The sequence below is a fragment of the Kitasatospora sp. NBC_01302 genome (genome assembly GCF_035976515.1).
Taxonomy (GTDB): Bacteria; Actinomycetota; Actinomycetes; order Streptomycetales; family Streptomycetaceae; genus Kitasatospora.
Window position 1 is genome coordinate 1,174,233 of sequence record NZ_CP108404.1, and the last position, 26,279, is coordinate 1,200,511.

The 26,279-nt window shown below is 73.1% G+C and carries 23 protein-coding genes; 10 read left to right on the forward strand and 13 right to left on the reverse strand.

Going from position 1 to position 26,279, the window contains the following annotated elements:
* Nucleotides 1–34: 34 nt before the first annotated feature.
* The 3 genes from fusA to OG294_RS05235 form a co-directional block, all read right to left on the reverse strand.
* Nucleotides 35–2,170 (reverse strand): elongation factor G, encoded by a 2,136-nt coding sequence (gene fusA / locus OG294_RS05225; RefSeq protein ID WP_327065206.1) that lies wholly within the window; start codon nucleotides 2,168–2,170, stop codon nucleotides 35–37.
* Nucleotides 2,171–2,498: 328 nt separating this feature from the next.
* A complete protein-coding gene (locus OG294_RS05230) occupies nucleotides 2,499–2,852 on the reverse strand; it encodes a hypothetical protein (protein ID WP_327065207.1) in 354 nt (117 codons plus the stop codon).
* 286 nt (nucleotides 2,853–3,138) lie between these two features.
* Nucleotides 3,139–4,437, reverse strand: coding sequence for a hypothetical protein (locus tag OG294_RS05235; RefSeq protein WP_327065208.1), 1,299 nt, complete (start codon nucleotides 4,435–4,437; stop codon nucleotides 3,139–3,141).
* 293 nt (nucleotides 4,438–4,730) lie between these two features.
* Here OG294_RS05235 and OG294_RS05240 point away from each other — a divergent pair, with 293 nt between their 5' ends.
* The 5 genes from OG294_RS05240 (at nucleotide 4,731) to OG294_RS05260 (ending at nucleotide 10,280) form a co-directional block, all read left to right on the forward strand.
* Entirely contained in the window at nucleotides 4,731–5,801 is a 1,071-nt protein-coding gene (locus tag OG294_RS05240) for an alpha/beta hydrolase (protein WP_327065209.1), read from the forward strand.
* 125 nt (nucleotides 5,802–5,926) lie between these two features.
* Nucleotides 5,927–6,421, forward strand: coding sequence for an SRPBCC family protein (locus tag OG294_RS05245; protein WP_327065210.1), 495 nt, complete (start codon nucleotides 5,927–5,929; stop codon nucleotides 6,419–6,421).
* Between the two features lie 59 nt (nucleotides 6,422–6,480).
* Nucleotides 6,481–7,506: an alpha/beta hydrolase gene (locus OG294_RS05250; RefSeq protein WP_327065211.1), complete on the forward strand. Its 1,026-nt coding sequence runs from the start codon at nucleotides 6,481–6,483 to the stop codon at nucleotides 7,504–7,506.
* A 29-nt stretch (nucleotides 7,507–7,535) separates the two neighbouring features.
* Nucleotides 7,536–8,492 carry an NAD-dependent epimerase/dehydratase family protein gene (locus tag OG294_RS05255; protein WP_327065212.1) on the forward strand — a complete coding sequence of 319 codons (957 nt, stop codon included), beginning with the start codon at nucleotides 7,536–7,538 and terminating at the stop codon, nucleotides 8,490–8,492.
* 102 nt (nucleotides 8,493–8,594) lie between these two features.
* A complete protein-coding gene (locus tag OG294_RS05260) occupies nucleotides 8,595–10,280 on the forward strand; it encodes a serine/threonine-protein kinase (RefSeq protein WP_327065213.1) in 1,686 nt (561 codons plus the stop codon).
* 177 nt (nucleotides 10,281–10,457) lie between these two features.
* On the opposite strand, the gene OG294_RS05265 is transcribed toward OG294_RS05260, so the two are convergent.
* Nucleotides 10,458–10,886 (reverse strand): ATP-binding protein, encoded by a 429-nt coding sequence (locus OG294_RS05265; protein ID WP_327065214.1) that lies wholly within the window; start codon nucleotides 10,884–10,886, stop codon nucleotides 10,458–10,460.
* Nucleotides 10,887–11,114: 228 nt separating this feature from the next.
* Between OG294_RS05265 and OG294_RS05270 the strand changes: the two genes are divergently transcribed.
* Entirely contained in the window at nucleotides 11,115–11,837 is a 723-nt protein-coding gene (locus tag OG294_RS05270) for a GntR family transcriptional regulator (RefSeq protein WP_327065215.1), read from the forward strand.
* A 167-nt stretch (nucleotides 11,838–12,004) separates the two neighbouring features.
* On the forward strand, nucleotides 12,005–12,832 hold the full coding sequence (locus tag OG294_RS05275; protein ID WP_327065216.1) for an SAM-dependent methyltransferase: 828 nt from the start codon (nucleotides 12,005–12,007) through the stop codon (nucleotides 12,830–12,832).
* An 89-nt stretch (nucleotides 12,833–12,921) separates the two neighbouring features.
* On the opposite strand, the gene OG294_RS05280 is transcribed toward OG294_RS05275, so the two are convergent.
* Both OG294_RS05280 and OG294_RS05285 read right to left on the reverse strand, forming a co-directional pair.
* On the reverse strand, nucleotides 12,922–13,725 hold the full coding sequence (locus tag OG294_RS05280) for a thioesterase family protein (protein ID WP_327065217.1): 804 nt from the start codon (nucleotides 13,723–13,725) through the stop codon (nucleotides 12,922–12,924).
* An 89-nt stretch (nucleotides 13,726–13,814) separates the two neighbouring features.
* Entirely contained in the window at nucleotides 13,815–14,834 is a 1,020-nt protein-coding gene (locus tag OG294_RS05285) for a serine protein kinase RIO (protein WP_327065218.1), read from the reverse strand.
* A 385-nt stretch (nucleotides 14,835–15,219) separates the two neighbouring features.
* On the opposite strand from OG294_RS05285, the gene OG294_RS05290 reads away from it, so the two are divergent.
* Nucleotides 15,220–15,669, forward strand: coding sequence for a BP74-related protein (locus OG294_RS05290; RefSeq protein ID WP_327065219.1), 450 nt, complete (start codon nucleotides 15,220–15,222; stop codon nucleotides 15,667–15,669).
* On the opposite strand, the gene OG294_RS05295 is transcribed toward OG294_RS05290, so the two are convergent.
* From OG294_RS05295 to OG294_RS05305, 3 genes are all read right to left on the reverse strand, one after another.
* Nucleotides 15,656–16,879: a CaiB/BaiF CoA transferase family protein gene (locus tag OG294_RS05295; RefSeq protein WP_327065220.1), complete on the reverse strand. Its 1,224-nt coding sequence runs from the start codon at nucleotides 16,877–16,879 to the stop codon at nucleotides 15,656–15,658. The two genes, OG294_RS05290 and OG294_RS05295, sit on opposite strands and share 14 nt — an antisense overlap.
* Before the next feature lie 78 nt (nucleotides 16,880–16,957).
* Nucleotides 16,958–17,515, reverse strand: a complete 558-nt coding sequence (locus tag OG294_RS05300; RefSeq protein ID WP_327065221.1) for a DUF2165 domain-containing protein — start codon at nucleotides 17,513–17,515, stop codon at nucleotides 16,958–16,960.
* A gap of 111 nt (nucleotides 17,516–17,626) precedes the next feature.
* Complete coding sequence (locus OG294_RS05305) at nucleotides 17,627–18,808, reverse strand: PP2C family protein-serine/threonine phosphatase (protein WP_327065222.1); 1,182 nt, start codon at nucleotides 18,806–18,808, stop codon at nucleotides 17,627–17,629.
* A 177-nt stretch (nucleotides 18,809–18,985) separates the two neighbouring features.
* On the opposite strand from OG294_RS05305, the gene OG294_RS05310 reads away from it, so the two are divergent.
* Entirely contained in the window at nucleotides 18,986–19,264 is a 279-nt protein-coding gene (locus OG294_RS05310) for a hypothetical protein (protein ID WP_327065223.1), read from the forward strand.
* 60 nt (nucleotides 19,265–19,324) lie between these two features.
* On the opposite strand, the gene OG294_RS05315 is transcribed toward OG294_RS05310, so the two are convergent.
* On the reverse strand, nucleotides 19,325–20,380 hold the full coding sequence (locus OG294_RS05315) for a DUF3048 domain-containing protein (RefSeq protein WP_327065224.1): 1,056 nt from the start codon (nucleotides 20,378–20,380) through the stop codon (nucleotides 19,325–19,327).
* Nucleotides 20,381–20,473: 93 nt separating this feature from the next.
* Nucleotides 20,474–21,490: a GlxA family transcriptional regulator gene (locus tag OG294_RS05320; protein ID WP_327065225.1), complete on the reverse strand. Its 1,017-nt coding sequence runs from the start codon at nucleotides 21,488–21,490 to the stop codon at nucleotides 20,474–20,476.
* A gap of 104 nt (nucleotides 21,491–21,594) precedes the next feature.
* Here OG294_RS05320 and OG294_RS05325 point away from each other — a divergent pair, with 104 nt between their 5' ends.
* Nucleotides 21,595–21,903 carry a putative quinol monooxygenase gene (locus OG294_RS05325; protein WP_327065226.1) on the forward strand — a complete coding sequence of 103 codons (309 nt, stop codon included), beginning with the start codon at nucleotides 21,595–21,597 and terminating at the stop codon, nucleotides 21,901–21,903.
* Between the two features lie 127 nt (nucleotides 21,904–22,030).
* On the opposite strand, the gene OG294_RS05330 is transcribed toward OG294_RS05325, so the two are convergent.
* On the reverse strand, nucleotides 22,031–24,124 hold the full coding sequence (locus OG294_RS05330; RefSeq protein WP_327065227.1) for an NEW3 domain-containing protein: 2,094 nt from the start codon (nucleotides 24,122–24,124) through the stop codon (nucleotides 22,031–22,033).
* Between the two features lie 40 nt (nucleotides 24,125–24,164).
* The gene (locus tag OG294_RS05335) at nucleotides 24,165–26,276 is read right to left on the reverse strand and encodes an alpha-galactosidase (protein ID WP_327065228.1); all 2,112 of its coding nucleotides are present in this window, start codon (nucleotides 26,274–26,276) and stop codon (nucleotides 24,165–24,167) included.
* Nucleotides 26,277–26,279: the final 3 nt, after the last annotated feature.

Consider the following 26,279-nt stretch of genomic DNA (forward strand, 5'->3'; position numbering starts at 1 on the left):
TGCCACCGGGTCGGCGCCCTGTCCGGCCACCCGCCTACCGGGCTGCCGTCCCCGCGTCGGCCGGGGCCGGGGCGTAGCCGGTGGGTCGGGCCGTGAAGGTGCCCCGGCCCTGGGTGCGGCTGCGCAACCGGGTTGCGTAGCCGAACAGTTCGGCCAACGGCACGGTGGCCGTGACCGTGGCCGTGCCGCCCCGCGCGGTCGAGCCCGAGACCCGCCCGCGCCGTGCCGCCAGGTCGCCGAGCACCCCGCCCACCGCGTCCTCGGGCACGGCGACGGTGACCTCCACCACCGGTTCGAGCAGCGCCAGCACGCAGGCACGCAGTGCCTCGCGCAGCCCCTGCCGCCCGGCGGTGCGGAACGCCAGCTCCGAGGAGTCCTTGGGATGGGTGGCACCATCGGTCAGGGTGACCAGCAGCCCGGTCACCGGGTGCCCGCCGAGCGGCCCGTCCGCCAGCGCGTCCCGGCAGCCGGCCTCCACCGCCCGGACGTACTCCTGCGGCACCCGCCCGCCGACGACGGTCGAACGGAAGACGAAGCCCTGCGCGCTGCCCGACTCCTGCTCCTGCCCGGCCGGTGCCGTCAGCGGCGCCACATCGAGCACCACATGGGCGAACTGCCCGGCGCCGCCGTCCTGTTTGACGTGCCGGTGGACCAGGCCCGACACCCCGCGCAGCACCGTCTCCCGGTAGGCCACCTTCGGCCGCCCGACGTTGACCTCCAGCCCGTGGTCGCGGCGGACCTTCTCCACCGCCACCTCCAGGTGCAGCTCGCCCATCCCCGACAGGACCGTCTGGCCGGTCTCGGAGTCGGTGCGCACCGCCAGCGAGGGGTCCTCCTCGACCAGCCGCGCCAGCGCCGAGACCAGCCGCTCGGTCTCGGTGCGGCGCCGGGCCTCGACGGCCACCGAGACCACCGGGACGGCCACCGAGGGCGGTTCGAGGAGCAGCGGGGCCGCCGGCGCGCACAGCGTGGCGCCGGCCCGGGCGGCCTTCGGCCCGATCACCGCGACGATGTCCCCGGCCACCGCCCGGTCCACCTCCGCGTGCCGGTCGGCCTGCACCCGCAGGATCCGGCTGATCCGCTCGGTCCGCCGCGCGCCCACGTCCAGCACCGCCGCTCCCTTGTCGATCGTGCCGGAGTAGACCCGCAGGAAGGTCAGGCGCCCGGTGCTGGTGGAGTTCACCTTGAACACCAGGGCCGCGAACGGAGCCGCCGGGTCGGCGGTGCGCTCCTGCACCGCGTCGTCCGCCCCGCTGCCGCCCGCCCCGCCGGCGCCGCCCGCACCACGCACCGGCGGTACGTCCAGCGGCGAGGGCAGGTAGGCCACCACGGCCTCCAGCAGCGGCTCGATGCCGCGGTTGCGGTAGGCCGAGCCGCACAGCACCACCACGCCCTCGCCCGTGCGGGTGAGGTCGCGCAGCGCGGCGGCCAGCGTCGGCGCCTCGACGGTGCCGGTCGCGCAGAACTCCTCCAGCGCGCCCGGGTGGAGCTCCGCCACCGCCTCCACCAGCAGCCGGCGGCGGTGCTGCGCCTGCGGCAGCACCGCCTCCGGGACCGGCCCCTCGGCGAAGCCGTCGCCGTCGCCCCCGTCGGCCCAGACCAGCGCGCGCATCCGCAGCAGGTCCACCACGCCGGTGAAGCCGTCCTCCGTACCGATCGGCAGCTGCACCACCAGCGGCGCCGGATGCAGCCGCTCGCGGATCGAGGCGACCGCCGTGTCGAGGTCCGCGCCGGCCCGGTCGAGCTTGTTGACGAAGGCGATCCGGGGCACACCGTGCCGGTCGGCCTGGCGCCACACCGACTCGCTCTGCGGCTCCACGCCCGCGACGGCGTCGAACACCGCGACCGCACCGTCGAGCACCCGCAGCGAGCGCTCCACCTCGTCGGCGAAGTCGACGTGGCCCGGGGTGTCGATCAGGTTGATCCGGTGACCGTCCCAGGCACAACTCACCGCGGCGGCGAAGATGGTGATGCCGCGGTCGCGCTCCTGGGAGTCGAAGTCGGTGACGGTGGTGCCGTCGTGCACCTCGCCGCGCTTGTAGGTGGCGCCGGTGCGGTAGAGGATCCGCTCGGTGACGGTGGTCTTGCCGGCGTCGACGTGGGCCAGAATGCCCAGGTTGCGAACCGTGCCGAGGTCGTCGACGTGCTGAGTGTGCGGGTTGCTGCGCATGGCCCATGGCCTTTCAGGGTGGTTCCCGAACGGGTCAGCGCGATTGCCGGACGAAACGGCCCGTGGCCGGGCCGACTTGGCCCCCTGCCCCCGCCGCGGTGCGACGGGCGTGCCCGGGCGGGTCACCACCGGGCGCGGCGGGGTCAGGAGTTCGTCACGGAGTCCGGTGCCGGCCGCGCAGCGGGCACCGGGCGCACGAAGACACCAGGATCACCTCGTACCGGGACGGGGGAACGACGACGGCGGTGCGGTACCGCATGGCCACTCTCCCCTCAACTCGTCCCGGTGCGCGCCACGATGACGGTGCGGCGCGCGATCAGTGGCGAGCCTAGTGAAGCCGGTCCGCCGGGGCACCGGGTTTTTCGGCCGGCACCGGCGTCTCCTCCCACCGCAGTGCCCGAAGCGCCCAGCTGAGCACCATGTCGCGGTACGGGTCCGCGGCGTCCAGCGCCTTGGCGACCGCCAGCGCCTCCTCCAGCAACCCCCTTCGCGCGTCCGGAAGTTCACGAAGGCGGTGCGAGTCGCTCAGCCGCAGCAGCACAACGGCGAGCTTGGAGCCGTAGGCCGCCGGGCTGACCTGGGCCAGCACCCGGTACACCCACAGCGCGTCCGGCCCGTGCAGCACCGGCCGGTCGGTGCTCAGCAGCTTCATCCGCGCCCGAAGTACGGTCTCGCGATCCATCGTCGCCCCCTCGTCGTCCCAGCACCTCCCGGGCCGGTCCCCGCCGGCGGCGGGGCAGCACGACGTCCGCGCCGGCGCCCGGTGACGGACGCCGGCACGTGAGCCGGGAGGTGGATGACGTCGAGTCTGCGGGCCGCGGGGTGCGCGGACAAGGGCGGACGAGCGTGCGCTCCGTCCTACCGCCGAGGCCCCGGAGCAGGCATGATGGAGTCGACACACTGCCGGCGACAGCCGTGACAGCCACCACAGCCGTGGCAGCCGCAATGGCCGCGAAGGCCGCGAAGGCTCAGCTCTTCGCCTTGGCGAACCGGCTCTTCAGCTCCAGGGCGCGCGAGAACTGGTCGTCGGCCGTGGTCGTCCCCTTGGGGAAGTCGACCTTCATCAGCTTCTGGTAGGCGTCGGGGCGGAACTCGGTCATCAGCAGCCAGCCGCTGCGCACGTAGCTGGTGGGGGCGCTGTTGCCGGCGCCGTCCGTCCCGTCCACGCGGCCCGCGTAGTGGCCCGCCCCCGTGCTCATCACGTCCACGAAGGTGTTGGCGAACGGGGCCATCATGGCCGGGGTGATGTGGTAGCGGCCGGACAGGTAGGCCCGGTACAGGCCCGCGGTGTCCAGGCTGCCGTGGTCGTTGTCCTCCGTGTCGCCGCCCGCCGGGGCGTACATCCACGTGTAGGCCGTCTTGCCGGCGTGGTCGGTGTACTTCTGCGCCTGCGAGAAGAACCAGTCCACGCTGGTCTGCACCAGCGAGTCGTACTTGGTGACCCGCTGCGGGTCGTCGCCCAGCAACTGGTGGGCGACCGCCAGGTTCTGGAAGCCGTAGTCGAACATCATCTGCTGGTTCCACGGCACCGGCTGACCGCCCTTGTAGGGCGAGTCCGACGCGAAGTACATCCGGTTGCCCTGGGAGACGTCCAGCAGCCGGGACAGGATGTGCTGGTCGACGGAGGTGTCGGCCTCGGCGACGAACTTCTTGGCCCGGTCGAGGTAGGTGGCGCCGTAGCCGTGCGGGTCGCCGTCGGCCACCGGCTTGTTCCAGATCGCGGGCGTCTGCAGGATCAGCCGGGCGCAGTTGGCCAGGTGGCCCACCGGGTCGCCCTGTTCGCCACCGGTGCCGATCGGGTCGGTGGTGACGTTGTTGGGCCACGCCGGGCCGATGTCGCCGGTCCAGAGCACGTGCTGCCCGACCGGCGCCGGCGCCAGGTCGTCGCGCTCGGACAGCACGGTGTCGCAGTAGCCGATCATCCGGTCCAGGATCGCCTGGTCGCCGGAGATCTCGTACACCATGCCCATGGCCTTGGTGTCCTCGCCGCTGTGCCCCTGCGCCCACTGGTTGCCGATGTTGTCCCCGGCCGGGGTGAGCGTGCGGATGTAGGAGTCGAACGAGCTGATCTCGGCCGGCGTGACCGGGCCGGTCAGGCTGCTGAGCTTCATCACCGGGTGCGCGCTCGGCGCCGCCGAGGCCGGCGCCGCCGCCACGGCCACCGACGTCGTCCCGCCTCCCGTGCACCCGAGCGCGAGCAGACCGGCGCTCAGACAGGCGAGTGTCGTGCTTCCGAGCAGGACCTTCGCGGGCTTCCGCGGAACCATGGCGGGACCTCCTGATGGATGGTCAGACCAGCTGACCTCACCGAGCCGTCGTCCGGCACGCGCCTCGGGCGCGCGTCGTCGGACCGGGTCGGCCGGATGGCCGACGCCTGGGTTGACGGCGCTCGGACAGGCGCGGGTTCACCGCCGGGCACGGGTTCACCGCCAGACGCGGGCGGGCGCGTGCGGCTGCGGCTCCGGACTTGCCGAAACGGCAACAAGCCTCGGCGTTCCCGGGCCGCCCGCCGGATGATCACTGCTGAGAGCTCCGAGAGCCCCGATCCTCTGGAGGACGCATGTCCCAGCAGACCACCAGGCCACCGCGGACCACCGAGCCGCGCCACCGTCTGGTCCCCTCCCCCGCCGGCCGGATCCACCTGGTCGAGCAGGGCACCGGCCCGCTGGTGCTGCTCGTGCACGGCTTCCCGGAGTCCTGGTACTCGTGGCGCCACCAGTTGCCGGTGCTGGCCGCGGCCGGCTTCCGCGCGGTCGCCGTCGACGTGCGCGGCTACGGCCGCTCCTCCCGTCCCACCGAGGCTGCGGCCTACGGCATGCTCGACCTGGTGGCGGACAACACCGCCGTGGTGCACGCCCTGGGCGAGCGGTCGGCAGTGATCGTGGGGCACGACTGGGGAGCGGCCATCGCGGCGAACTCGGCCCTGCTGCGGCCGGACGTCTTCCGCGCGGTGGGCCTGCTGAGCGTCCCGTACACCCCGCGCGGCGGGCCGCGGCCCAGCGAGGTCTTCGCCCGGCTCGGGGCGGGCTCGGGCTCCGACTCCGACTCCGGCTCGGGCTCCGGCTCCGGCTCCGGCTCCGGCTCCGGCTCCGGCTCCGGCGAGGAGTTCTACGTCTCCTACTTCCAGCAGCCCGGCCGCGCCGAGCGTGAGATCGAGCCCGATGTCCGCGGCTGGCTGGCCGGCTTCTACGCCGCGCTGTCCGCCGACACCATGCCCGCCCCCGGCGCCCCGGACCCGCACTTCGTCACCCCCGGAGGCACCCTGCGCGACCGCTTCCCGGCCGGGGCCCTGCCCGGCTGGCTCAGCGAGCACGATCTCGACGTCTACGCCGGCGAGTTCGAGCGCACCGGCCTGACCGGGGCACTCAACCGCTACCGCGCCATGGACCGCGACTGGGCCGACCTCGCCGCCTTCGACGGTGCGGCGATCGACCAGCCGTCCCTGTTCCTGGGCGGTGCGCTGGACGCCTCCACCACCTGGCTGGCCGACGCGATCGCGGCCTTCCCCACCACGCTGCCGGGCCTGGTCTCCTCGCACCTGCTGGAGGGCTGCGGCCACTGGATCCAGCAGGAGCGGGCGGCGGAGACGAACCGGCTGCTGCTGGAGTGGCTGACGGGGCTGCCCGGGTGAGGTGACCGGCCTGGGCGCCGCCGTGCGGGGACGGCCACCGGGCCGGCATGTCACGTTCCGCGCCCCTCCCCTGTCCAGCAGGTGTCAGGGCGGCTTCACCGCCCGCTCCGCAGGAGGGAAGAGACATGGCAACCGTGACGGTACGACGGGTCATCGCGGCGCCGATCGGCGAGGTCTTCGACTGGTGCGCCACCACCACGAACTACACCCGCACCCGGTTCGTCCTGCGGGCGCGCCTGGCCCGGCCGGGGGCGGGCGCGGCCTACGGGGTGGGGGCCGTCCGGGTGCACACCTGGCTGATCGGCTGGTTCCGCGAGCGGATCACCAGCTACCACCCGCCGTACGACTTCGACTACACCGTGGACCGCAGCTTCCCGCCGGCCCGTCACGAACTGGGCCGGATGACCTTCACCGAGGTCGACGGAGGCACCCTGGTGGTCTGGGAGACCGCCTTCCGGCTCCCCGCCCCCTTCGGGGACGCCTTCGCCCGCGTGGTGGGCGCCCCCGTCATCGGCCACGTCTTCGGCCGGATCCTGGCAGCCGCCGACCGGGCGCTCACCGCCGGTGCGGGAGGCCCGCGCGGCCGTGTTCCCGGCGAGCCCCCTACCGCCCTACGCTGAGCGCGCCACGCTCCATACGCCACACGCCACACGCCACACGCCAACGGAAGGGGCACCCCATGCTCCCGTGGTCGGCCGACCTCGCGGGCCGGATGGACCGGCAGGTCATCACCAGCGAGCTGCTGCGCGGCAACCCGCTGGGCGACCCGTTCGAACGGCCGCTGCACGTCTACCTGCCGCCGGGGTACGACGACGAGCCAAGACGGCGCTACCCCGCGGTCTACGTGATCCAGGGCTTCAGCGGCCATCTGGGCATGTGGTACAACCGCACCCCGTTCCGCCGGCCCTTCCCGGAGACCGCCGACGCGCTGTTCGCCGGCGGTACGCCGCCCGTCGTCCTGGTCCTGGTCGACGCCTGGACGTCCTACGGCGGCAGCCAGTTCGTCGACTCGCCCGGGACGGGCCGCTACCACGCGTACCTGTGCGAGGAGGTCGTCCCGTACGTCGACGCCCGCTACCGCACCCTCGCCGGGCGTGAACACCGGGCGATCGCCGGCAAGTCGAGCGGCGGGTTCGGTGCGATGATCACGCCGATGCTGCGTCCGGACCTCTTCGGCGCGCTGGCCACGCACGCCGGGGACGCGCTCTACGAGTACTGCTACGTACCCGAGTTCCCGCAGGTGGTGCGCACCCTACGGCCCTGGGGCGGTGACATCGGCGCGTGGTGGGACGACTTCCGGCAGCGGCCCGCCATGACCAGGCCCGGCGACGACGTCACGCTGAGCGCGCTCGGCGTGGCCGCCTGCTTCTCGGCGGACCCGGACGGCACGCCGCGGCTTCCGTTCGACACCGGCACGGGTGAGCTGATCCCGGAGCTGTGGCAGCGGTGGCTCGACCTCGACCCGGTCCGGATGGTCCCCCGACACGCGGAAGCGGTACGGTCGTTGCGCGCGGTGTGGATCGACGCCGGCACCCGGGACGACTTCTTCCTGGACGTCGGCGCCGAGGCCTTCCACCGGGCGGTCCGCGCCGCCGGACTGCCCGAACAGGCGGTCCGCTTCGAGCTGTTCGACGGCGGCCACGGCGGCATCGACTACCGCTACCCGCTCGCCCTCGACTGGCTCGCCCGCCGGATCCAGCCCTGACGCGCCGATCTGAGGTAGCGTCACTCCTCATGCGCATTCTGGTACTTGGCGGAACCGTGTTCGTGGGCCGCGCGATCGTCGACGAAGCGTTGCGGACGGGCGCGGAGGTGACCGTGTTCGGCCGTGGCCGCACCGGAGCCGAACTCTTCCCCGCCGTGCCCCGGTTGATCGGCGACCGGGACAGCGGCGACTACCACGCCCTCGGCCGGGCGGGCGACTGGGACGCCGTGGTGGACGTCAGCGGCTACGTGCCGCGTCACGTCGGCCAGGCGATGGCGGCGCTCGGTGACCGGGCCGGGCGCTACCTGTTCGTCTCCAGCCACGCCGTCTACGCACGGACCGGCGTCGGCCCCGGCTCGGACGAGGACACCCCGCGCCGCCCATCGGTGCGGGACACCGAGGAGTTGAGCGAGGCCACCTACGGGCCGCTCAAGGCAGCCTGCGAGGACGACGTACTGGCGCGCTACGGCGAGCGGGCCACGATCGTGCGGCCGGGCAAGGTGGTCGGCCCGCACGACCCGCAGGCCGGGCTCACCTACTGGGTGCGCCGGGCCGCGCGCGGCGGCCGGGTGGCGCTGCCCGGCAGGCCCGAACAGCCCATCCAGCTGGTCGATTCGCGCGACCTGGCCACCTTGGTGGTGCGGCTGCTGCGGGACGACCGGCCCGGCGCGTTCCACGCCGTCGGTCCGGCCGAGCCGATCACCCTGGCCGGGCTGATCGGCACCTGCGCGCGGGTGGCGGGCAGCGAGGTCGAGATCGTGCCGGCGCCCGCGGAGGCGGCGCCGCCGTTCTTCCCGCTGATCCGACCCACCGCGCAGTGGACGGCCCAGCAGCGCAGCCCGGCCCGCGCCCGGGCCGCCGGCCTGCCCGCGACACCGCTCGCGACCACCGTCGCGGACGTGCTCGCCTGGGACCGCGAGCGGGGCGAACCCCCGCTGGAGCACGGGCTTTCGCCGGTGCAGGAGGCCCAGTTGCTCGGCGCCTGACGGGTCTCCGCCGTAGGAGGGCTGGGGCCACGAAAAATCGGCCCGCTCGACTTCTCGGTTGCCGCTAGGATCGGCGGCGTTCGTCGACCGGGAGTGTGGCGCGTGACAGGCTTTCAGGACGGTTCGGTGCTCTCCCCGTTGCGGCCCGACGAGCCGCGCGACGTGGCCGACTACCGGTTGCTCGCCAGGATCGGCGAGGGCGGCATGGGATCCGTCTACCTGTCGCTCACCCGTGGCGGTCAGCCGGTCGCGCTGAAGCTGATCCGGCGCGAGTTCGCCCAGGACGGGGAGTTCCGGCGGCGCTTCGAGCAGGAGGTGCGCGCCGCCCGCCGGGTGCAGGGCTACCACGTCGTGCCCGTCCTCGACCACGACACCACCGGCGCCCAGCCGTGGCTCGTCACCGCCCACGTCCCCGGCCTGCCGCTGGACCGGGCGCTGGCCGCCCACGGCGCGCTGCCGCTGCCGGTGGTGCTGCACCTGGCCTGCGGCACCGCCGAGGCGCTGCAGGCGGTGCACGCGGCCGGCGTCATCCATCGCGACCTGAAGCCCGGCAACGTCCTGCTCGCCGCGGACGGCCCCTGGGTGATCGACTTCGGCATCGCGCGGGCCGGCGACCACACCCAACTCACCCGCAGCGGCGCCCTGATCGGCACCCCGCAGTACATGTCGCCGGAGCACGCCAACGGATCGGAACTGACGCCGGCGACCGACGTCTTCTCGCTCGGCCTGATCATGGCGGTGGCGGCCACCGGGCGCCACCCGTACGGCGACGGCGGCGCGATCACCACGGCCGCCCGGATCGCCAACACCGAGCACCGGCCGCCGGATCTGGCCGCCTACCCCGACCGGCTCCGGCCGCTGCTGGAGCGCTGCCTGGCCGCGGACCCGGCCGCCCGGCCCACCGCCGCCGACCTGGCGCGCCTGTGCGAGCGGGCCGCGGGCCGCACGGCGCGGGACCACGACGACTGGCTGCCGGGCCCGCTCGCCGCAGACATCGCCCGCCACGCGGACGCGGTGCGGCGGGCGACGGCGGCTGCGCGGTCGGGCGCCGGATCCGCTCCCTACCCGCCGACCGAGGCCGATCGCCCGACCGACGACGCCGCCCGCTTCGCGTCCGAGCCCACCCGCACAACCCCGGTGGCGCCGCCCCCGTCCCCGTCCCCGCCGCCCGCTGCCGGGCCCGAGCGGGAGAGCCGGGGCGGCAAGCCGCTCATCGTCGTCGGCATCGCGATCGGCGCGCTGGTCATCGGCACGGTCGGCTACGCGCTCACCCGCCCGGGCAGGACGCCGACCCCGCCGCCGCCCAGCACCGGGCCGACCACGACCACCGCGACGGCCTCGGCCCCGCCGTCCCCGGCCGCCTTCCAGGTCATCTTCCAGGACGTCCCCCTGGCCGTCGCGCCGCCGGACACCATCAGCATGGGCGTGCAGGTCGACCTCGACGCCCCGAAGGTCGATCCCACGCACCAGATGTCCGACTCCGACGCGGAGTTCAACTACGACGACGACTACCTGACCTTCAACACCCCCACCGGCAAGGCCGCCGACGCCACCCCGCAGTCCTGCCTGACCGCGGCGAACAACACCCCGCTGCCCCAGCAGCTGCCGGGCAAGGCCCTCGGACCGGACGGCAACACCATCAAGGTCGGCGACCTGCTCTGCACGGTGACCAGCAAGGGCAACCTCGCCATGTGGCAGATCACCGGCGCCACCCCGTCGCACAACTACTTCCAGACCCCCGACTTCACCGGGAAGCTCACCCTCTGGAAGCGCCTCGCAGGCAGCTGACGCCCCCAGTTGTCACGAAAATCCCCCTGCCCGGAGCGCGACAGCGGTGTGGCAGCGATCCTCAGCGGCCAGAAGACCACCCTCACCGGCCCGGTGCCACACCCTGGTCATCGACGACTCCACCCTCGTGGTCGCCCAACAGTTCCGCCTGGTCGAATCCAACGCCGCGATTCGCCCCTAGCCCACGACCGGATCGGGCTCGCAGACACACCAGACCTGCTTGCCCATGCCCTCCCGAGGACCCCAGCCCCACGCCTCGGACAGAGCATCCACGAGCAGCAGCCCCCGACCCGACTCCCCGTCAGCGTCCCCACGCTGCTGTGGCAGCGTGTCGGAGGCGTCCTCCACCGTGATCCAGAGCAGGTCCTCGTCCACCTCCAGGCTGAGCCGGATCAGCTGATCGTGCCGTGTCGCGTGGACCAGCGCGTTGGTCACCAACTCGCTGACGAGCAAACGACCCTTGTCCGCGAACTGCGCACCTCCCCGCACACCAGTCAGGAAGTCGAGCAGCAGCCGTCTGGCCGTACTCGGAGCCTGGCCGCTCTTGGCCAGCCACGTCGGCTCCATGGCGGCGGACCTTGGCAGTCGGTCAAGCGTTTCAGACATGGCGAAGCTCCCTTGCGGCATGGCTGCTGATGAACGCGACCACGCGACTGGCACCCGAAGCCAAGAGGGCACAGGCAGCAGGCTGCCCCAGCCCGTACGGCGAAGTGACGCCCCGTCAGTAGTGGCCTAGGTCACTATGGCAGTAACCTAGGTTGCATGGCTACCGATTCCAGTCCACTAGTACGCTCCGTCTCGACAGGACACTGCGCCACCAGCGGAGATGACTTCATGCCAGCTGAGAAGACGTTCACCCGGATCACCGACCACTACCGGCGCCTGATACTGACCGGCAGCCTTGCCGCGGGCACGAAGCTGCCCACCAACAAGGAACTCGCCGCCACCTGGGGCGTCGCCGTCGAGACGGTCCGGAAGGCGCTCTCGCAGCTGCAGGTGGAGAAGCTGATCCGCACCAGTCCGCGCGGGACCTTCGTCGCGGACGAGACGCCGGCGACGGCGAGTCCGGCCGACCGGCTGGCGGCGGTCCGCAGCACCATGCGGACGTTCATGGACGGCGAGACCAGCATCGTCTCGGCCGCTCAACTGCTCGTCCCGCCCGTGTACGTCGCGGACCTCTTCGACCTGGACCACGGGGACCAGGTGGTCCGGCGGGAGTACGTCGCGGGGCGCAGCAGTGTCCGCACGCTCTTCGCCGTCGACTGGTTCCCGGCGCCGTTCGCCGTACTGGTCCCCGATCTGCTCAGCACCGCGCCCGGCAAGAACGACGGCCTGACGGCGCGCATCCTGGAGGCGACCGGCCGGACCGTCACCACCGCCCGGGACGACATGCACGGCCGGGCGGCGGATGCCCGCGAGGCGTCCGCCCTCGGGCTCGCCGCCGGGGCGCCGATCCTGGCCGGTGCCAGCCGGTGGGGTGACGCGGAGGGAGTCATCCAGTACTCCGAGTGGTGCCTGCCGACCCGGCTGACGATCGGGTACGAGTACGGGGTCTGACCTCGGCCCGACGCGGTGGGCAGTGACGGTCAACTCGGCATTGAAAGTCGGAGCATGATCGGCCATCATTCGCGATGAGTCTGCGCGGCGGCCCGCCCCACGCGCCCCGTCGTTCCCGGGCACCCCACCGCCCATCGCAGCCGCGTCGCACCAGAGGAGCCCCCGCCGTGTCGGATCAGGACACCCGCACCGCACCGGCCGTCGCCGGCGCGTACGACCCGCCGCCGCCGAACATCGCCCGGGTGTACGACTACCTGCTCGGCGGCAAGGACAACTACGCGGCCGACCGGGCCGTCGGCGAGCGGATCGAGCAGACGCTCCCCGCCGTCCACCTCGGGGTGCAGCAGCAGCGGGCCGTGCTGCGGCGGGTGGTGCGGTACCTGGTGGGCGAGGCGGGGCTTCGGCAGTTGGTGGACCTCGGGTCGGGGCTGCCGACCGCGGACAACGTGCACCAGGTGGCGCACGCCGTCGACCGGTCCACCCGCGTGGTGTACGTCGACAACGACCCGGTGGTGCTCACCCACGCCCGGGCGCTGCTGGCCGACAACAAGGAGACGACGGTCCTCGCGGGCGATCTGCGCGAGCCCGCCGCGCTGCTCGCGGATCCGGTGCTGCGCGGCCACATCGACTTCGACCAGCCGGTGGGGCTGCTGCTCTGCGGCATCCTGCACTACGTCCTGGACGAGGAGGAGCCCGCGCTCATCGTCCGCCAGCTGGTCGACGCCCTGCCCTCGGGCAGCTACGTCTTCATCCACCACCTGCTGGTCGCCGGTGAGGACGCCGAGGCGGCTGCCGCGGAGGCGGTGCTGCGCCAAGGCGTGGGCCGCGCGCAGTTCCGCACCCCGGCCGCCGTCGCCGCCTTCCTGGACGGCCTGGCCCTGGTCGACCCCGGCGTGGTCACCGTCGCCGAGTGGCGCCCGGACGCCGACACCCCGCCGCTGAGCGCCAACCCGGTGCTGCGCCTGGCGGCGGTGGGCGTGGCGCGCAAGCCCTGAGGCCGAATCGCTGGTCGAGCGGCCGCGGTCACCCGGATCGGGTGGCCGCGGCCCACGTGCGTCCACGCGCCGCGAGGCCCGACGAGCCGTCAGCGCTCCGCGACGAACAGGGTCTGCAGCACCTGGCCGCAGGCACCCGAGGCGTCGTCCAGCCGGCCGAGGGCCAGGCCCGAGCCGAGCGGGCTCGCGGTGGTGGCCGCGCTCAGGCAGAGCCACTCGCCGACCGGGTCGCGGTGCAGGGCGAGGGTGACGTCGGTGTTGATGACCATCTGCCGGACGTGGTCGAGCTCGAAGGCCACCGCCCAGTTGCTGTCGGCGAGGGTGAGCGCGCGGGTGAGCGGGGTGTCGGCGCTGCCCGCCACCAACGGGATCCGCTGGCGGGCCCACGCCGCCCCGGGGCCCGGCCGGTCGAAGCCGGTGCCGGGCGGGAAGCGCCACTCCATCGCCGAGACGTAGCCGTCCAGGTTGGCGCCGCGCAGGCCGTGCGGCGGCTGCGGCCCGGGCAGTGGCGGCGGGGTGGGCTCCGGGCGCAGCTCCGGGGTGTCCGACGGGCTCGCGGCCAGGCGCCAGGCCCGGGCCAGCATCACCACCTGGCCGTCCGCGGTGATCTCGCCTTCGAGCAGCTCGGTGCGCGCGCCCGAACGGACCGTGCGCACGGCCACCGTGAGTTCGCCGACCGGGACAGGGCGCGGGATCTCCAGCGTCACCCGCGCGATCCGGAACCCCTCGCGCGCCTGGTGGCGCTCCAGCGCCCGGCCCAGCAGCGCCGACGGCGGGCCGGCGTGCTGGGCCTTCGGACTCCACGGTCCGGCGGTGGACCTGGTGCTCTCGAACCGGCCCTCCCCCAGGTCCAGGTAGAAGGACTCGGGCTGGTGCGATGAACCACCGGTCATCTGGTGCGGCCCCCTCGGCTGCGCGCGGTCTGCTCCTGGCGATCGACAATAGATCAGTCCACAGACCAGTCGACAGATCAGTCGACAGATCAGTCGAGCCTCGCCTCGAAGGCCAGCTCCCGGGCCAGCTCCTCGACCCGCCGCTCGGCCAGCCCCCGGGAGGTGAACCAGGCGCCGACGTTGCGCACGTCGCGCTCCAGGAAGGAGCGTCCGCGCGGGTTGGCGATGACGTCGACGATCTGCGGCACGTCGATGATCACCAGGCGGCCCTGGTGCACCAGGATGTTGTAGGCGGACAGGTCGCCGTGCGCGTAGCCGTCCCGGGCGAGCACGGCCAGGCTGGCGCCGAGTTGCTGCCAGAGGTCGTCCAGGTCGGCCTCCTCGGGCCGCAGTTGGGCCAGCCGCGGGGCGGCGGCACCGGAGGGGTCGCCGATGAACTCCATCAGGATCTCGGTGCCGAGGATCTGGACGGGGTAGGGCACGGCCACGCCGGCCGACCAGAACCGGCACAGCGCGGTGAACTCCGCGGCGGCCCACTGGCCGGCGATCGCCTGCTTGCCGAAGTCGGTGCGCTTGGCCATCGCGCGGCTGACCCGGGACTCCTTGTGGGCCCGGCCCTCCAGATAGCCGGAGTCGCGGTGGAACATCCGGTGCTGGCCGTCGCGGTAGCGCTTGGCGGCCATCAGGGTGCGGCGCCCGGTGCCCGGCACCGCGCGCTCCAGCAGGAAGACGTCGGCCTCCTTGCCGGTCTTCACGATGCCGAACTCGGTGTCGACCGCGGCGAGTTCGGTGACCACCCAGTCGGGGCGCGGCTCTGGGCCCTTCTCGGTGGGGGTGGACTGGTCCCAGGTGGACCAGCGGTCGCCCTCGGCCGGCCCGTCCCCCGCCGGGACGGTGTCGTGGCGCTGGTCGCCGTCGACGTCCCCGGTGGTGTCGTCGCCGAACTCGAAGCCCCGGGCCTCGTGGCCCCAGGCCTCGTCGCTCTGGGCCTCGTAGCCCTGGTACTGGGCGAACGCCTGCTCATAGGCGTCGTCGTCGAAAGCACGGCGACCCGCGCCCTTGCTGCGGATACGGCTGAAGGACTCGTCGTCGGCAAAGCGCTTGCGCATGACTGATGTGCTCCTGGTGGAGGTGGGCCCACCGGAGGGTGCGTCAGCGGACGCGACGTCAGCCGGCGGGCAGGAAACGAGAGAGGGCGTAGGGCGCGCACGCAGAGGCGCGCCGCGTCACGGCGGCGACCATCAGCACCTCACCTCGCTCTCTCACCTCGCAGGAACGCCACGATGCTATCGGGCCACCAGCGGGGCGCAACCGATTTACCGCCGCCCGCCCGAGGAGCCGCAGCGACGGCCCGACTCAACGCAATGGGCGGATCGGGAACAAAAGCCCCATGGGGCAGACTTTGCCACGACAAGACCATTCCTTTGCCTTCTCGATTACGTTCGTGGGAGCGGTCGCAGAACGCGACCCGACAGGCACTGGAGGTGCTGACTCATGCGACGGATCCTCACCAAGTTCAGTGGTCTCGCGGCGATCTCGATGCTCGCCCTGGCCGTGGCCCAGCCGGCCCAGGCGGCCCAGGCGGCCCAGGCGAGCGCGGCGCCGGCCTACTTCGAGTTCACCGACAGCACGCAGCAGACCTTCGTCTTCAAGCTCACCGACCAGGGCAAGATCCAGCAGGCCCGGAACATCCTGGCCGGCACGGAGACGGAGCGGACCCAGGTCATCGGGAAGGTCGTCAAGACCCCCGCCCCCTACAACAAGCCCTGGAAGTACCAGCTCGACCCGGACTCGGTCTCCTTCTTCGGGATGGCCGTCGAGGCGTGCGACTCGAACATGGTCTACCTGGGCCAGCACCTCAACGAGGTGGGCGGCGCCTTCCTGCCCGGCTCCACCTGGTGTGACTGGGGCTCGAAGCTGACCCGCGAGGTCACCCCGCAGTAGCCGACGACCCCCCGAGCGCCCCGGCCGCACGCAGGGCGGTGATCCGCTCGGGCGGGTAGCCGAGTCCGCGCAGCACCGGCTCGGTGTGCTCGCCCAGCGCCGGTACCGGGCCCATCGGCAGCTCGACGCCGGCGAAGTCGAACGGCGGCAGCAGCCCGCGGATCTCCCCGGCCGGGGTCGCCACCGGGCGCCAGCGGTCCCGGGCGGCCAGTTGCGGGTGTTCCAGCAGGTCGCCGACGTCGTTCAGCCGGGCCGAGGCGATGGCCAGTGCGTCCAGGAGCTTGATCACCTCCGGCGCGGTCATCGTCACGGTCCGCCCGGCCACCAGCGCGTCGACCTGCCGCCGGCGGCGCACCCGCTCGACGTTGGTCGCCCAGTCGGGGTGCTCCGCGAGTTCGGGGCGGGCCAGGAAGTGCTCGGCGAACCTGGCCCACTCGCGGTCGTTCTGAATGCCGATCAGCACCTCCTGCTCGTCGGCCGTGGGGAACGCGTCGTAGGGCGCGATGCCCGGGTGGGACAGGCCCGCCCGGCCCGGCGAGCGGCCGGTGCCCTGGGTGTGGTGCAGTTGGTGGCCCATCCACTCCGCCGTCGCCTCGAACATCGAGATCCGGACCGCGCTGCCCTGCCCACTGCCGGCCCGGCCGACCAGCGCGGCCAGCGTGCCCGACAGGGCGTACATGCCGGCGGCGATGTCCGAACTGGGCACGCCGGTCTTGGCCGGCTGCTCGGGCGTACCGGTGAGCGAGACCAGCCCCACCTCGCCCTGGATCAGCATGTCGTAGGCGCGTTTGTCCTGGTAGGGCCCGCCGGAGCCGTAGCCGGAGAGGTCCACCGTGATCAGCCGCGGGTGCCGGGCGCGCAACTCGACGGCGCCGAAGCCGAGTCGGGCGGCGGCCCCGGGAGCCAGGTTCTGCACGAAGACGTCCGCGCCCGCCACCAGGTCGGCGAGCACGGCCCGGCCCCCGGGTGTCCGCAGGTCGAGGGTGATCGACTCCTTGCCCCGGTTGAGCCAGACGAAGTGGCTGGCCAGTCCCCCGACGCTGCGGTCGTAGCCGCGTGCGAAGTCGCCGCCGTCGGGCCGCTCGATCTTCACCACCCGGGCGCCGAGGTCGGCCAGGTGCCGGGTGGCCAGCGGCGCGGCCACCGCCTGCTCCAACGCGACCACCGTGACGCCCGCCAACGGCAGCGACTGCGGCAGCGGCTGAGACATTGGCTGAGCCAGCGGCTGAGACATGCGACCCCCTCCCGAACGTCGGCCTCCCCCAGCCCTACCCCCCGAACGCCCGGCTCAGTCGGTCGACCAGTGCGTCGAGGGCAGGTGCAGCACGAGCAGTGCCAGGCCCGCGAGCGTCACGTTGCGGATCGCGGCGTCCAGCCCGTTCCAGGCCTTGGACTGCCACATCGCGAACCACTCGCCGCCGATCGCGATGAATCCGACCCCGAAGAGCACCAGCATCATCAGCAGCCCCAGCGTGCTCACCCGCCGCACCCGGGTGAACTCCCGCCGCCGCAGCGCGGGCACCCACCAGGCCGTCGCCACCAGGAGCAGCAGCGCGGCCAGCGCCTCCCAGACGATGATCAGGACGTACCCGGCGTCCTGCAGCGCGGGCGAGGTGATGGCCCGCCACATCAGGTTCCGGTCGTGGAAGGTGGTGTCCATCGCGAGCACGTGGTGGACGAACTGCTGGTTGGTGCCGAAATCGGTGATGTTGCCGAAGACCACCAGGAGCAGGTAGAGCGCCACCGTCGCGGTCAGCACGGCCGCCGCCACCGGCAGCGTGCCCAGCGTGAGCGCACCCTCGCCGACGGTACGGGTGCGGGCGTGGGTGGTTCCGGTCGCCGGCATGCCGGTCCTCCCAGGTGGGTCGGGGTCGCTCCGTACGGTAGCCGATCGGTCGCCGACGGACACGGCGGCGGCACCGAGGTCATGCCCCTCAGTGGTGCGCGGTCACCGAGGTCACGCCCCGGGCGGTGCGCGGTGGTCATGCCCCTGGTGGTGCACGATCCGGCCGAGCTGGCGGCCCAGTTCGGGCCCGGCGGCGCGGTGGAGCGCGATCAGGGCGGCGTCGTCGCCCAGGTGACCGCCGGCGTGCGCGAGCAGGTCGCGGCGCAGGTGGTGCAGCAGGGCCTCGGTGCCGAGCCCGGTCCACTGGGCGGCCCGCTCGGCCAGGGGGTAGAAGCGCCCGTCCCGGTCGCGGGCCTCCACCACGCCGTCGGTGAACAGCAGCAGGGTGTCGCCGGATTCGAAGGCGGCAGTGTGCACGCTGTGGTCGGCCGGCCCCAGCGGACCGATCCCCAGCGGCGGCGAGGGGTAGAGCCCGGCGACGGGCGCGGCCCTGTCCCGGCGCAGCAGCAGCGGTACCGGGTGGCCGCAACTGGTCAGCCGCAGCACCGGCTCCTCCTCGGGGATGTCCAGCAGCAGCGCGGTGATGAAGTGCTCCACCAACTCGCCGTCCACCTCGGCGGCCTCGGCGAAGTAGCGGCGCACGCTGCGGTCCAGGGCGGCGGCCAGCTCGGGCAGGGTGTCGTACTGGTACACGGCCTCGCGGAAGGCGCCGAGCAGCGCGGAGGCCTCACCGATGGCGGCCAGGCCCTTGCCCCGGACGTCGCCGATGATGACCCGGACCGTGCTCCCGGTGCGGGTCGCCGCGTACAGGTCGCCGCCGATCCGCGCCTCGTGCTCGGCGGCCAGGTAGCGACTGGCGATCCGCAGCGGGCCGAGCCGGTGCGGGAGCGGGCGCAGCAGCACGGCCTGTGCGGCCTCGGCCACCGAGCGCACCCGGGCCAGCTCCTCCCGGCGTCGCTCGCGGACCCGGCAGAAGAAGACGATGAAGGCGGAGAGCACCGCGAGGGCGGCGATCTGCACCATCACGTTGCGCGAGGCGAGCACCCCGAAGTGCAGACCGATCCAGGCCTGCGCCCCCACCGCCAGGAGGCCGATCAGCGCCGTGAGCCGGGGCCCGGCGAAGGAGGCGGTGATCGCGGGCGCGATCACCAGCAGCGGGCCCAGGTGCACGTCCGCTGGCACCGCGAGGTCGACCAGGGTGATCACCGCGATCAGCACGAGCGGAATGGCCACCAGCGCATGGCTCGACCGCCATGGCTGCCCGCCGCCGGCGAGGCGCTGCCGCAGACCCATGTCTTCCACTGTGCGCCGTCCCGGGGCAGCGGACGAGCGGACGGGCACGAGCAGGCGGGCAGGCGGGCAGGCGGGCAGGCGTGGACGAGCGGGCGGACAGGCGGGCACGTGCGAGCGGACGGGCGGACAGCCGAGCGCGAGCGCGGGCGCGGGCGGCCGTCGGGCGAAGGGGCGAGGATGAAGGGAGAGGTGAGCCGCACCGGCAGCGCCCCGACGAACCTGGAGGGCGAGATGAGCGACGACCCACGCATCGGCACCCCCGGCACCTACGAGTTCTCCGCCCCGGACGGCGTCCTGGACGTCGAGTGGATCGGCCTGGACCCCATGGCGGACGCCCGGGCCCGGGCGCACGCCGAGCGGGTGGAGGGCGGCAGCGGCGGCGAGTACGTGGTCACCCAGATCCGGCGGCGGGCCGCGAACGGCTGGCACGTCGTCCCACGGGACACCGCGGGCTGAGCCAAAGCGTCCGGGAGCCGAAGCGCCCAGGCCCCGAAGCGTCCACGCGCCCCGGAGCGTTCAGGAGGGCGCGAGCACCACCCAGACCTGGCCCGGATGGAAGTCCATCGGCTGCCCGTCGGGCTGGGTGAAGGTGGTCGGGCTGGCGTCGGTGGGCCGCGACCAACTGGCGTCGTAGGCCTTGCCGTCCCGCAGCACCGTGGCGCTGCCGCTGCCCACCGTCGGGGCGTAGGGCGACGGGACGCCCGGGGAGTCCTCGAAGCCGCGCGGCGAGGTGGTCTCGGCGACGTGCTGGATCACCACGGTCGGTGCGCCCATCTGCCCGGCGTCGGTCGTCCGGGCCGGTTTGCCGTCCATCGAGACCAGCCACTTCTGCTCCTGCTGCGACCAGTCGAAGCTGAACTTCGCAGCCGGGAAGCCGACGTTGACGGTGCTCTCGGCCTGCCCGCCGGCCGGCGCGGGACCGAAGCGGAAGCCGATGTCCTGGGCCTGCGCGGAGTCGGGGTAGGCCGCCAGGATGCTGCTCGGGCGCACGAAGAGGTTGTACGGCGCCACGCCGGGGCCCCGGAAGTACGAGGAACCGGCCTGCGTGGCCGAGGCGTTGAAGATGTTCGCGTCCGCCAGCACAGGCAGGAACCTGGTCAGCGCGCCGGAGTAGGCGAAGGCCACCTTCCCGTACTGTTCGAGGATCGGCAGATCCGACTCGCGGGCGCTGCGCACGGGTCCGACCACCGAGGGGAAGTGGTTGGCGTCGAAGACCGCCAGGAAGCGGGTGATGCCGCCCTCCACCTCGATCGTGTAGACGACGTCGGCGGAGTTGATCCCGGTCTGCGGGCGGGCGTTGACGATGTTGTCGATCTTCACCGCGACGATCCGGCCCTCCGGCTGGTCGAGCCCGGTGAGCGGGGCGACCCCGTTCGGCGAGCCGGACGGCGGCGCCGTCGGGGCGCCGGAGGGCGGGCCGGACGCCGTCGGGGAGGAGACCGCGGTGGGGTGGCCACCGCCGCCGCTGATGGTGGCCAGCGCCGTGCCGACACCGATGGCGACCAGCGGAACGCTGACCACCGCGACCTTCCCCGCCGTCGAACGGCGCTCCCACCACTGTCTGAGCCCCATCAGTAGCCTCCCGCCTGCCGAGCGGTCCGTGTCCCCCACTCCAGACTGCTCGTGCTCCCCGCCGCCGTCCATCTCTGGCGCAGGACCCGGGTCTCAGCCCCCGACCTCGCGGCGCAGCCGGCCCGCCGTGGTGCCGAGGCGGTCACGGAGCAGGGTGGCCAAGGTGGTGGCGTTCTCGTAGCCGACCCGGCGGGCGACGGTCTCGATCGGCAGGTCGGTGGTGCGCAGCAGGTGGGCGGCCTGTTCGAGGCGGATGCGCTGGGCGAAGCGCAGCGGGGAGATGCCGAGGACCCGGTCCAGCGCGCGTTGCAGGGTGCGCTCGCTGGTGGCGAGGGTGCGGGCCGCGTCCGCGATGCGCAGTGGCTGGTCGAGGTGCTCGCGGACCCAGCGCTCGAAGGCGGCGACGGTCGGGTCGGTGCGGGCGAGGTGCTCGGGGATGGCGTAACTGGCCTGGCTGGGGCGGGAGTCGACCACGAGGTAGCGGGCGGCGAGATCGGCCAGGGCGGGGCTGCGGTCGCGGACCAGGGCGAGCGCGAGGTCCAGGTGGGCCAGCGCGGCACCGGCGGTGGTGATGCCGGCGGCGCGGGTGAGCATGCTGCTCTCGTCCAGTGCCACCGCCGGATAGCGCTGTCGGAAGAGCGGGGACAGCCACCAACTGGTTGTCGCGGGAAGCCCGTTGAGCACGTCGGCGTCGGCCAGCAGGAAGGTGCCGGTGCAGGCGGCGGCCAGCTCCGTGCCGCCGGCATGGGTCCGCTCGACCAGCTCGCGGTCGGCGCGCCGCTCGGGCGCCGCCAGCCAGTCGACGAGCGGGCCCGGCTGCTTGTGGGCGACGCCGGGGACGATCAGCAGCTCGGGCGGGTCGGCCTCCTCGGGCCGGCGCACCGCCACGGCGTGCCCGGCCGCGGTGCGCACCGTCGCGCCGCCCCCAGCGCCGTCACCGCCGTCACCGCCGCGACGGGAGCCCGCCTGCGGGCTGACGCAGGTCAGCTCCCAGCGCGGCGGTGGCTGCGGGAGCTCGCCGCGCAGCTCGTTGGCCGTCTGGAAGACGTCGAGCACCGAGGCGAGACCGGAGTCGAACACGCCGTCGAGGACCAGGACCGAGATCTTCATGGCGGAAACGGTAAGGGATGTGTCGTTTCCGCCACTGAGCGGGATACCCACCCCGCTCATAGGTTGGTCACATCAAGCCAAGCACCTGAAGGGACCACCTCCTCATGACCACCTCCGCCACCCACCGCGTCGGCCTGCTCGTCCGCCTCGAGGCCAAGCCGGAGCACGCCGAGGAGCTCGGCGAGTTCCTGGCCGGCGCCCTCCCGCTGGCCCAGGCGGAGCCCGGCACCAACGCCTGGTTCGCGCTGCGCCTGGGCCCGACCACCTTCGGCATCTTCGACACCTTCGGCGACGACGCGGGCCGCAAGGCCCACCTGGACGGACCGATCGCCGCCGCCCTGATGGCCGAGGCACCCCGACTGCTGGCGAGCGCCCCGGAGATCGTGCCGGTGGACGTGCTTGCGGCGAAGTAGCAGAAGCAGGCCACGCAGCGGTAGCAGGCAACGCCGCAGCAGCAACAGCGGCGGCAGCAACAGCACCAACCCGAGGGGCCCGGCCGAGATCGCCCCGGCCGGGCCCCGTTCCACGCTGTGGACCGGCTCAGCTCTGGCTGAAGCCCGAGAAGTCCGCCTCGCCCGAGGTCCCGTCACTGTGCGAGCTGGTGAAGACGCCCACGTCCTGGGTCGGGTGCACGCCGGGCACCGTGGCGCTGCCGACCTGGGTCCAGGTGCTGCCGTCCGTCGAGTAGTAGCCGGTGAAGACGGAGCCGCTGCGCACCAGCTTGAGCCAGCTCGGGTACGCGGCGGTGCCGGTGCCCTGGTTGGCCGGGGCACTGTTGGAGTCCAACTGCCCGCTGCCGGTGCTGTCCCACTGCAGCACGTAGCCCTTGCCCGGGGCCTCGGCCAGGATCACGTAGCCCGCCGAGGCGCCGGGCTGGGTCAGGTCGTTGCGCACCATGATCCCGGACTTGGCCCAGTCACTGGTGTCGGCCTGGCCGGTGACCTTGACGACCGTCGTGGAGCCGTCGTGCTCGGCACCCGACTGGTAGACCGTGCTGTACTGGTCGGTGCTGCCCCACAGATCCGCGCCCGCGCCGTCGACGGCGATCGCGTCGCCCTGCTTGCCGAAGACGGCGCTGTTGTCGGTGAAGGTCTTGAACGGCGCCGCCACCGGGGCGGCGACCTCGACCGGGTTCGCCGAGTCGGCGCTCACACTTCCGCCGCTCCAGTGGGCCGAGGCGGTGCCGGTGAGGGTGGCGTGGGTGATCGGGGCGGGCAGCGTGGCCGGCGCCGTGACCTGGAAGGCCGCGATCGCCTCATGGCCGCTGGGCACCTTGCCGAAGGCGGTGCCGGTCAGCGGCCTGACCTGCCACCCGGCCGGAGCGTTCAGCCCCAGCCGCAGGTCACCGACGGCCTGGGCACCGTTGTTGGTGAACGTCGCGGTGACGGTGCTGCTCTGACCGGGCGTCTGGTTCGGCACAGTGGTGGCCAGTTGGACGCTCGGCGCGTACGTGCCCGGCGAACTGGTCCTCGCCACGCGGTACATGACCGTGCCGTGGGCCGGGACGGAGGCACTGATGGTGCCCGCGCTCTCGGTGGTCCGGTGCGCCCACAGGTCCCGCAGCGTGTAGCCGTGGGCGCCGGGCAGGCCGACGGCGGCGGCCGTGGTGGAGATGACGGCCGGGGCGGCGTTCTCGTTGAAGAGGGTCACCGCCACGCTGCCGTCCGCCAGCGGCTTGGCCAGCACGTCCAGACCGCCGGCCAGCGTCACCGGGGTGCCCTGGCGGCCCAGTTTGTCCTGGTCGACCGCGATCACCTCGCGGTTGCCGTAGTCGGCCAGCGTGTCGGTGCTCGCGGTGGTCAGGTCGGTGCCGGAGATCAACGGGGCGGCCATCTCGGCCCAGAGCGAGAACTCGGAGCGGTCCTCGGTGGCCGTCATGCCGTTGCCGACCTCCAGCATGTCCGGGTCGTTCCAGGCGCCGGGCTTGGCGGCGGCGGCGAGTTGGACGTTCTGGTGGAAGTTGGACAGCAGGCTGCCGAAGGAGGCGTTGATGTCGCCGGTGGTGCGCCAGAGGTTGCCGACTCCCGGGCCCCAGCTGGGCACGGACTCCAGGCCCCAGTCACAGAGGCTGTAGACGATCGGCCGCCCGGTGGCGGCCAGCGCAGCGCCCATCGCCTGGTAGCGCTGCGGGGCCGGAACGCCCTGGTTGTAGCAGTTGTCGTACTTCAGGTAGTCGACGCCCCAGGCGGCGAAGTCACCCGCGTCGGTGGTCTCGTGGCCGAGGCTGCCCGGGAAGCCGGCGCAGGTCTGGGTGCCGGCGCTCTCGTAGATCCCGAGCTTGAGGCCCTTGGCGTGCACGTAGTCGGCGACGGCCTTGATGCCGCCGGGGAACTTCACCGGGTCCGGGACGAGGTGGCCGCCCGCGTCGCGGCTCGAACCCATCCAGCAGTCGTCGATGTTGACGTACTGGTAGCCCGCGGCCTGCAGACCACTGGAGACGATCTTGTCGGCGGTCTGCTCCACCAGCTTGGCGCTGACGTTGCAGCCGAAGGCGTTCCAGTCGTTCCAGCCCATCGGCGGGGTGAGGGCCAGCCCGTTGTCCAGGGCGGCGGCGGGCGTGGCGGTCAGTGAGACGGTGGCCAGTGGCGCCACCGTCAGGGCAGCGGCGACTAACGCCGCCCAGGTCCTGCGCATACGGTCTCCAGAATGAGTCGGGATACGGGGGCGAAGATGGTCAGGAGAGGGTGGTCCAGCTCTGGCTCGCCGCGCCGGAGGCCGGGTTCAGCGCCGACGCGGTCGCCGTGCCGCCGCTGCCGCCCGGGCCGTCGAGCACCAACCCGGTGGCGGTGTTGGTGATGGTCAGCGCCCCGGTCGCGGTGTTCTGCCGCACGGTCCACTTCTGCGCGGCGTTGCCCGGGTCGTAGCCGTTGGTGACGTACGCCGCGCTGCCCGGCGAGCCCGGCGCGGTCAGGGTGCCGTGGACCTGCGTGCCGGTGTAGCAGTTGTCGGTGATCCGCACCGTGCCGTCGGCGTTCGCGGCGAAGGTCCACTGCTCGGAGGTGTGGGTGTTCCACCAGGTGTTGACGTCCGTGGACGCGCCGTCCGCGGCACTGCAGGTGCCGGCCACCTCCAGGGCCTGGCCGCCGCTGCCGCCGGGGCTGAGGCTGTGGTACCGGCCGTCGCCGATCACGGCCGCCGGGCCACTGGTGGCCTGGGCGGTGAGCCGGTAGAGCGCGACGCCGTGCGGGGCGACCCAGGTGCCGCCGACGGTGCCGGTGAACTGGCCGGTGGCGCCGCTCCACAGCTCCTTGTAGTTGTAGCCGGAGCCGCTGAGGCCGAGCGCGCCGAGGCTGGTGGAGATGGTCTGCCAGTTGTTCGGGTCCTGGTTGACCAGCAGGACGGCCGTGTCGCCGTTGGCGAGCCGGCGCTTGAGGACGACCGGGGCGGTCGGCGAGTTCGGCGGGCTGCCGACCAGGGTGGCGGGCTGGCCGAGGCTGTCCTGGTCGATGCCGATCACATCGGTGTTCTTGTAGACGGCCAGGCTGTCGGCGTTGATCCCGGTGGACCAGGTGTAGCCGTTCGCGCTGTGCTGGGAGTCGGCGGCGGTGCGGAAGTCCGCGCCGGAGATCAGCGGGGCGGCCATCATCGACAGGACGGACATCTCGGTGCGCGACTCGTCGTCGGTGAAGGGCTTGTGGCCGGGGTAGGTGTCGGTGACGCCGTAGTCGCCGTAGACGTCGTTCCAGCCGGCGAACATCATGTCCATGTCGTTCCAGCTGCCGGGCCGCACGTTGCCCGCGTACTGCAGCGCGGTCTGCAATTGGCCGCCGTAGAGCACGCCGCTCAGTTCGCTGTCGCGGTCGCCGCCGATCCGGCAGAGGTTTGCGACCTGCCCGCACCAGGTGCCGGTGGGCGAGTAGCCGGGCGCGTCGTACGGCGCGGTGCCGGCCGCCACCACCACGGGGTCGGTCCGGGCAGGGTCGCTCGGCGACTCCAGGTAGGGCACGCCGGTGTGCACAGGCTGGGCGGAGACGCTGAGCGTCACCCGGGGCCGCCCCTGCGCGGTGGAGGCGGCGTCCAGCGCGTGCTGGAAGGCCTGCACCCGGGCGTACATCGACTCGGTCAGCTCCTTGCCCTCGCCCTGGGTACCGTAGTTGTGGCCGTCGGGCCCGGTGATCGCCGGGCCGTAGGGACAGTCGTCGTACTTCACGTAGTCGACGCCCCAGGCCACGAAGTCGCTCGCGTCGGTGCTCTCGTGGCCGAGGCTGCCGGGGTGGCCCTGGCAGGTGGTGTAGGTGTCGGTGGCGTAGAGCCCGAACTTCATGCCCTTGCTGTGCGCGTACCAGGCCAGGTACTGGATGCCGTTTACGGTCTGTCCGTTGACGGTCTGCGGCGGGAAGTTCGCCGGGTTGGGGAGCAGGTCGCCCGAGGTCGGGTCGTTGCCGGTGCCGTCGGTGCCGCTGACCGGGTTGCCCGCGGTGTCGTAGAGCTGCATCGAGCCGTAGGCGTCCTTGGCGAAGTCGCTGCTCTGCCCGCTGCGGTGGCCCAGCGACCAGCCGTCGTCGATGGTCACGGTGTTGTAGCCGGCGGCGACCAGCCCGTTGGCGCTCATGAAGTCGATCGTCTGGACCATCTGCTGCTCGGTCACCCCGGTGCCCAGCGAGTTCCAGGAGTTCCAGCCCATCGGCGGCGTCAGGGCCACGCCGTTGCCGAGCGCGGCGGCCGGGGCGGCGGTGCCCAGGGCGGCTGCGCCGAGGCCCGAGGCGGCCAGGGCGAGGGCGAGCAGGGCACCGGGCAACCGCCCGAGGGCTCTGCGCCGAGGCGGGTGGGGCAGCGTTATGGACATGGG

Coding starts and splice junctions, on each gene's coding strand:
- fusA (WP_327065206.1), bottom strand. CDS start 2,170: ATGCGCAGCAACCCGCACACTCAGCACGTCGACGACCTCGGCACGGTT.
- OG294_RS05230 (WP_327065207.1), bottom strand. CDS start 2,852: ATGGATCGCGAGACCGTACTTCGGGCGCGGATGAAGCTGCTGAGCACC.
- OG294_RS05235 (WP_327065208.1), bottom strand. CDS start 4,437: ATGGTTCCGCGGAAGCCCGCGAAGGTCCTGCTCGGAAGCACGACACTC.
- OG294_RS05240 (WP_327065209.1), top strand. CDS start 4,731: ATGTCCCAGCAGACCACCAGGCCACCGCGGACCACCGAGCCGCGCCAC.
- OG294_RS05245 (WP_327065210.1), top strand. CDS start 5,927: ATGGCAACCGTGACGGTACGACGGGTCATCGCGGCGCCGATCGGCGAG.
- OG294_RS05250 (WP_327065211.1), top strand. CDS start 6,481: ATGCTCCCGTGGTCGGCCGACCTCGCGGGCCGGATGGACCGGCAGGTC.
- OG294_RS05255 (WP_327065212.1), top strand. CDS start 7,536: ATGCGCATTCTGGTACTTGGCGGAACCGTGTTCGTGGGCCGCGCGATC.
- OG294_RS05265 (WP_327065214.1), bottom strand. CDS start 10,886: ATGTCTGAAACGCTTGACCGACTGCCAAGGTCCGCCGCCATGGAGCCG.
- OG294_RS05270 (WP_327065215.1), top strand. CDS start 11,115: ATGCCAGCTGAGAAGACGTTCACCCGGATCACCGACCACTACCGGCGC.
- OG294_RS05280 (WP_327065217.1), bottom strand. CDS start 13,725: ATGACCGGTGGTTCATCGCACCAGCCCGAGTCCTTCTACCTGGACCTG.
- OG294_RS05285 (WP_327065218.1), bottom strand. CDS start 14,834: ATGCGCAAGCGCTTTGCCGACGACGAGTCCTTCAGCCGTATCCGCAGC.
- OG294_RS05290 (WP_327065219.1), top strand. CDS start 15,220: ATGCGACGGATCCTCACCAAGTTCAGTGGTCTCGCGGCGATCTCGATG.
- OG294_RS05295 (WP_327065220.1), bottom strand. CDS start 16,879: ATGTCTCAGCCGCTGCCGCAGTCGCTGCCGTTGGCGGGCGTCACGGTG.
- OG294_RS05300 (WP_327065221.1), bottom strand. CDS start 17,515: ATGCCGGCGACCGGAACCACCCACGCCCGCACCCGTACCGTCGGCGAG.
- OG294_RS05305 (WP_327065222.1), bottom strand. CDS start 18,808: ATGGGTCTGCGGCAGCGCCTCGCCGGCGGCGGGCAGCCATGGCGGTCG.
- OG294_RS05310 (WP_327065223.1), top strand. CDS start 18,986: ATGAAGGGAGAGGTGAGCCGCACCGGCAGCGCCCCGACGAACCTGGAG.
- OG294_RS05315 (WP_327065224.1), bottom strand. CDS start 20,380: ATGGGGCTCAGACAGTGGTGGGAGCGCCGTTCGACGGCGGGGAAGGTC.
- OG294_RS05320 (WP_327065225.1), bottom strand. CDS start 21,490: ATGAAGATCTCGGTCCTGGTCCTCGACGGCGTGTTCGACTCCGGTCTC.
- OG294_RS05325 (WP_327065226.1), top strand. CDS start 21,595: ATGACCACCTCCGCCACCCACCGCGTCGGCCTGCTCGTCCGCCTCGAG.
- OG294_RS05330 (WP_327065227.1), bottom strand. CDS start 24,124: ATGCGCAGGACCTGGGCGGCGTTAGTCGCCGCTGCCCTGACGGTGGCG.
- OG294_RS05335 (WP_327065228.1), bottom strand. CDS start 26,276: ATGTCCATAACGCTGCCCCACCCGCCTCGGCGCAGAGCCCTCGGGCGG.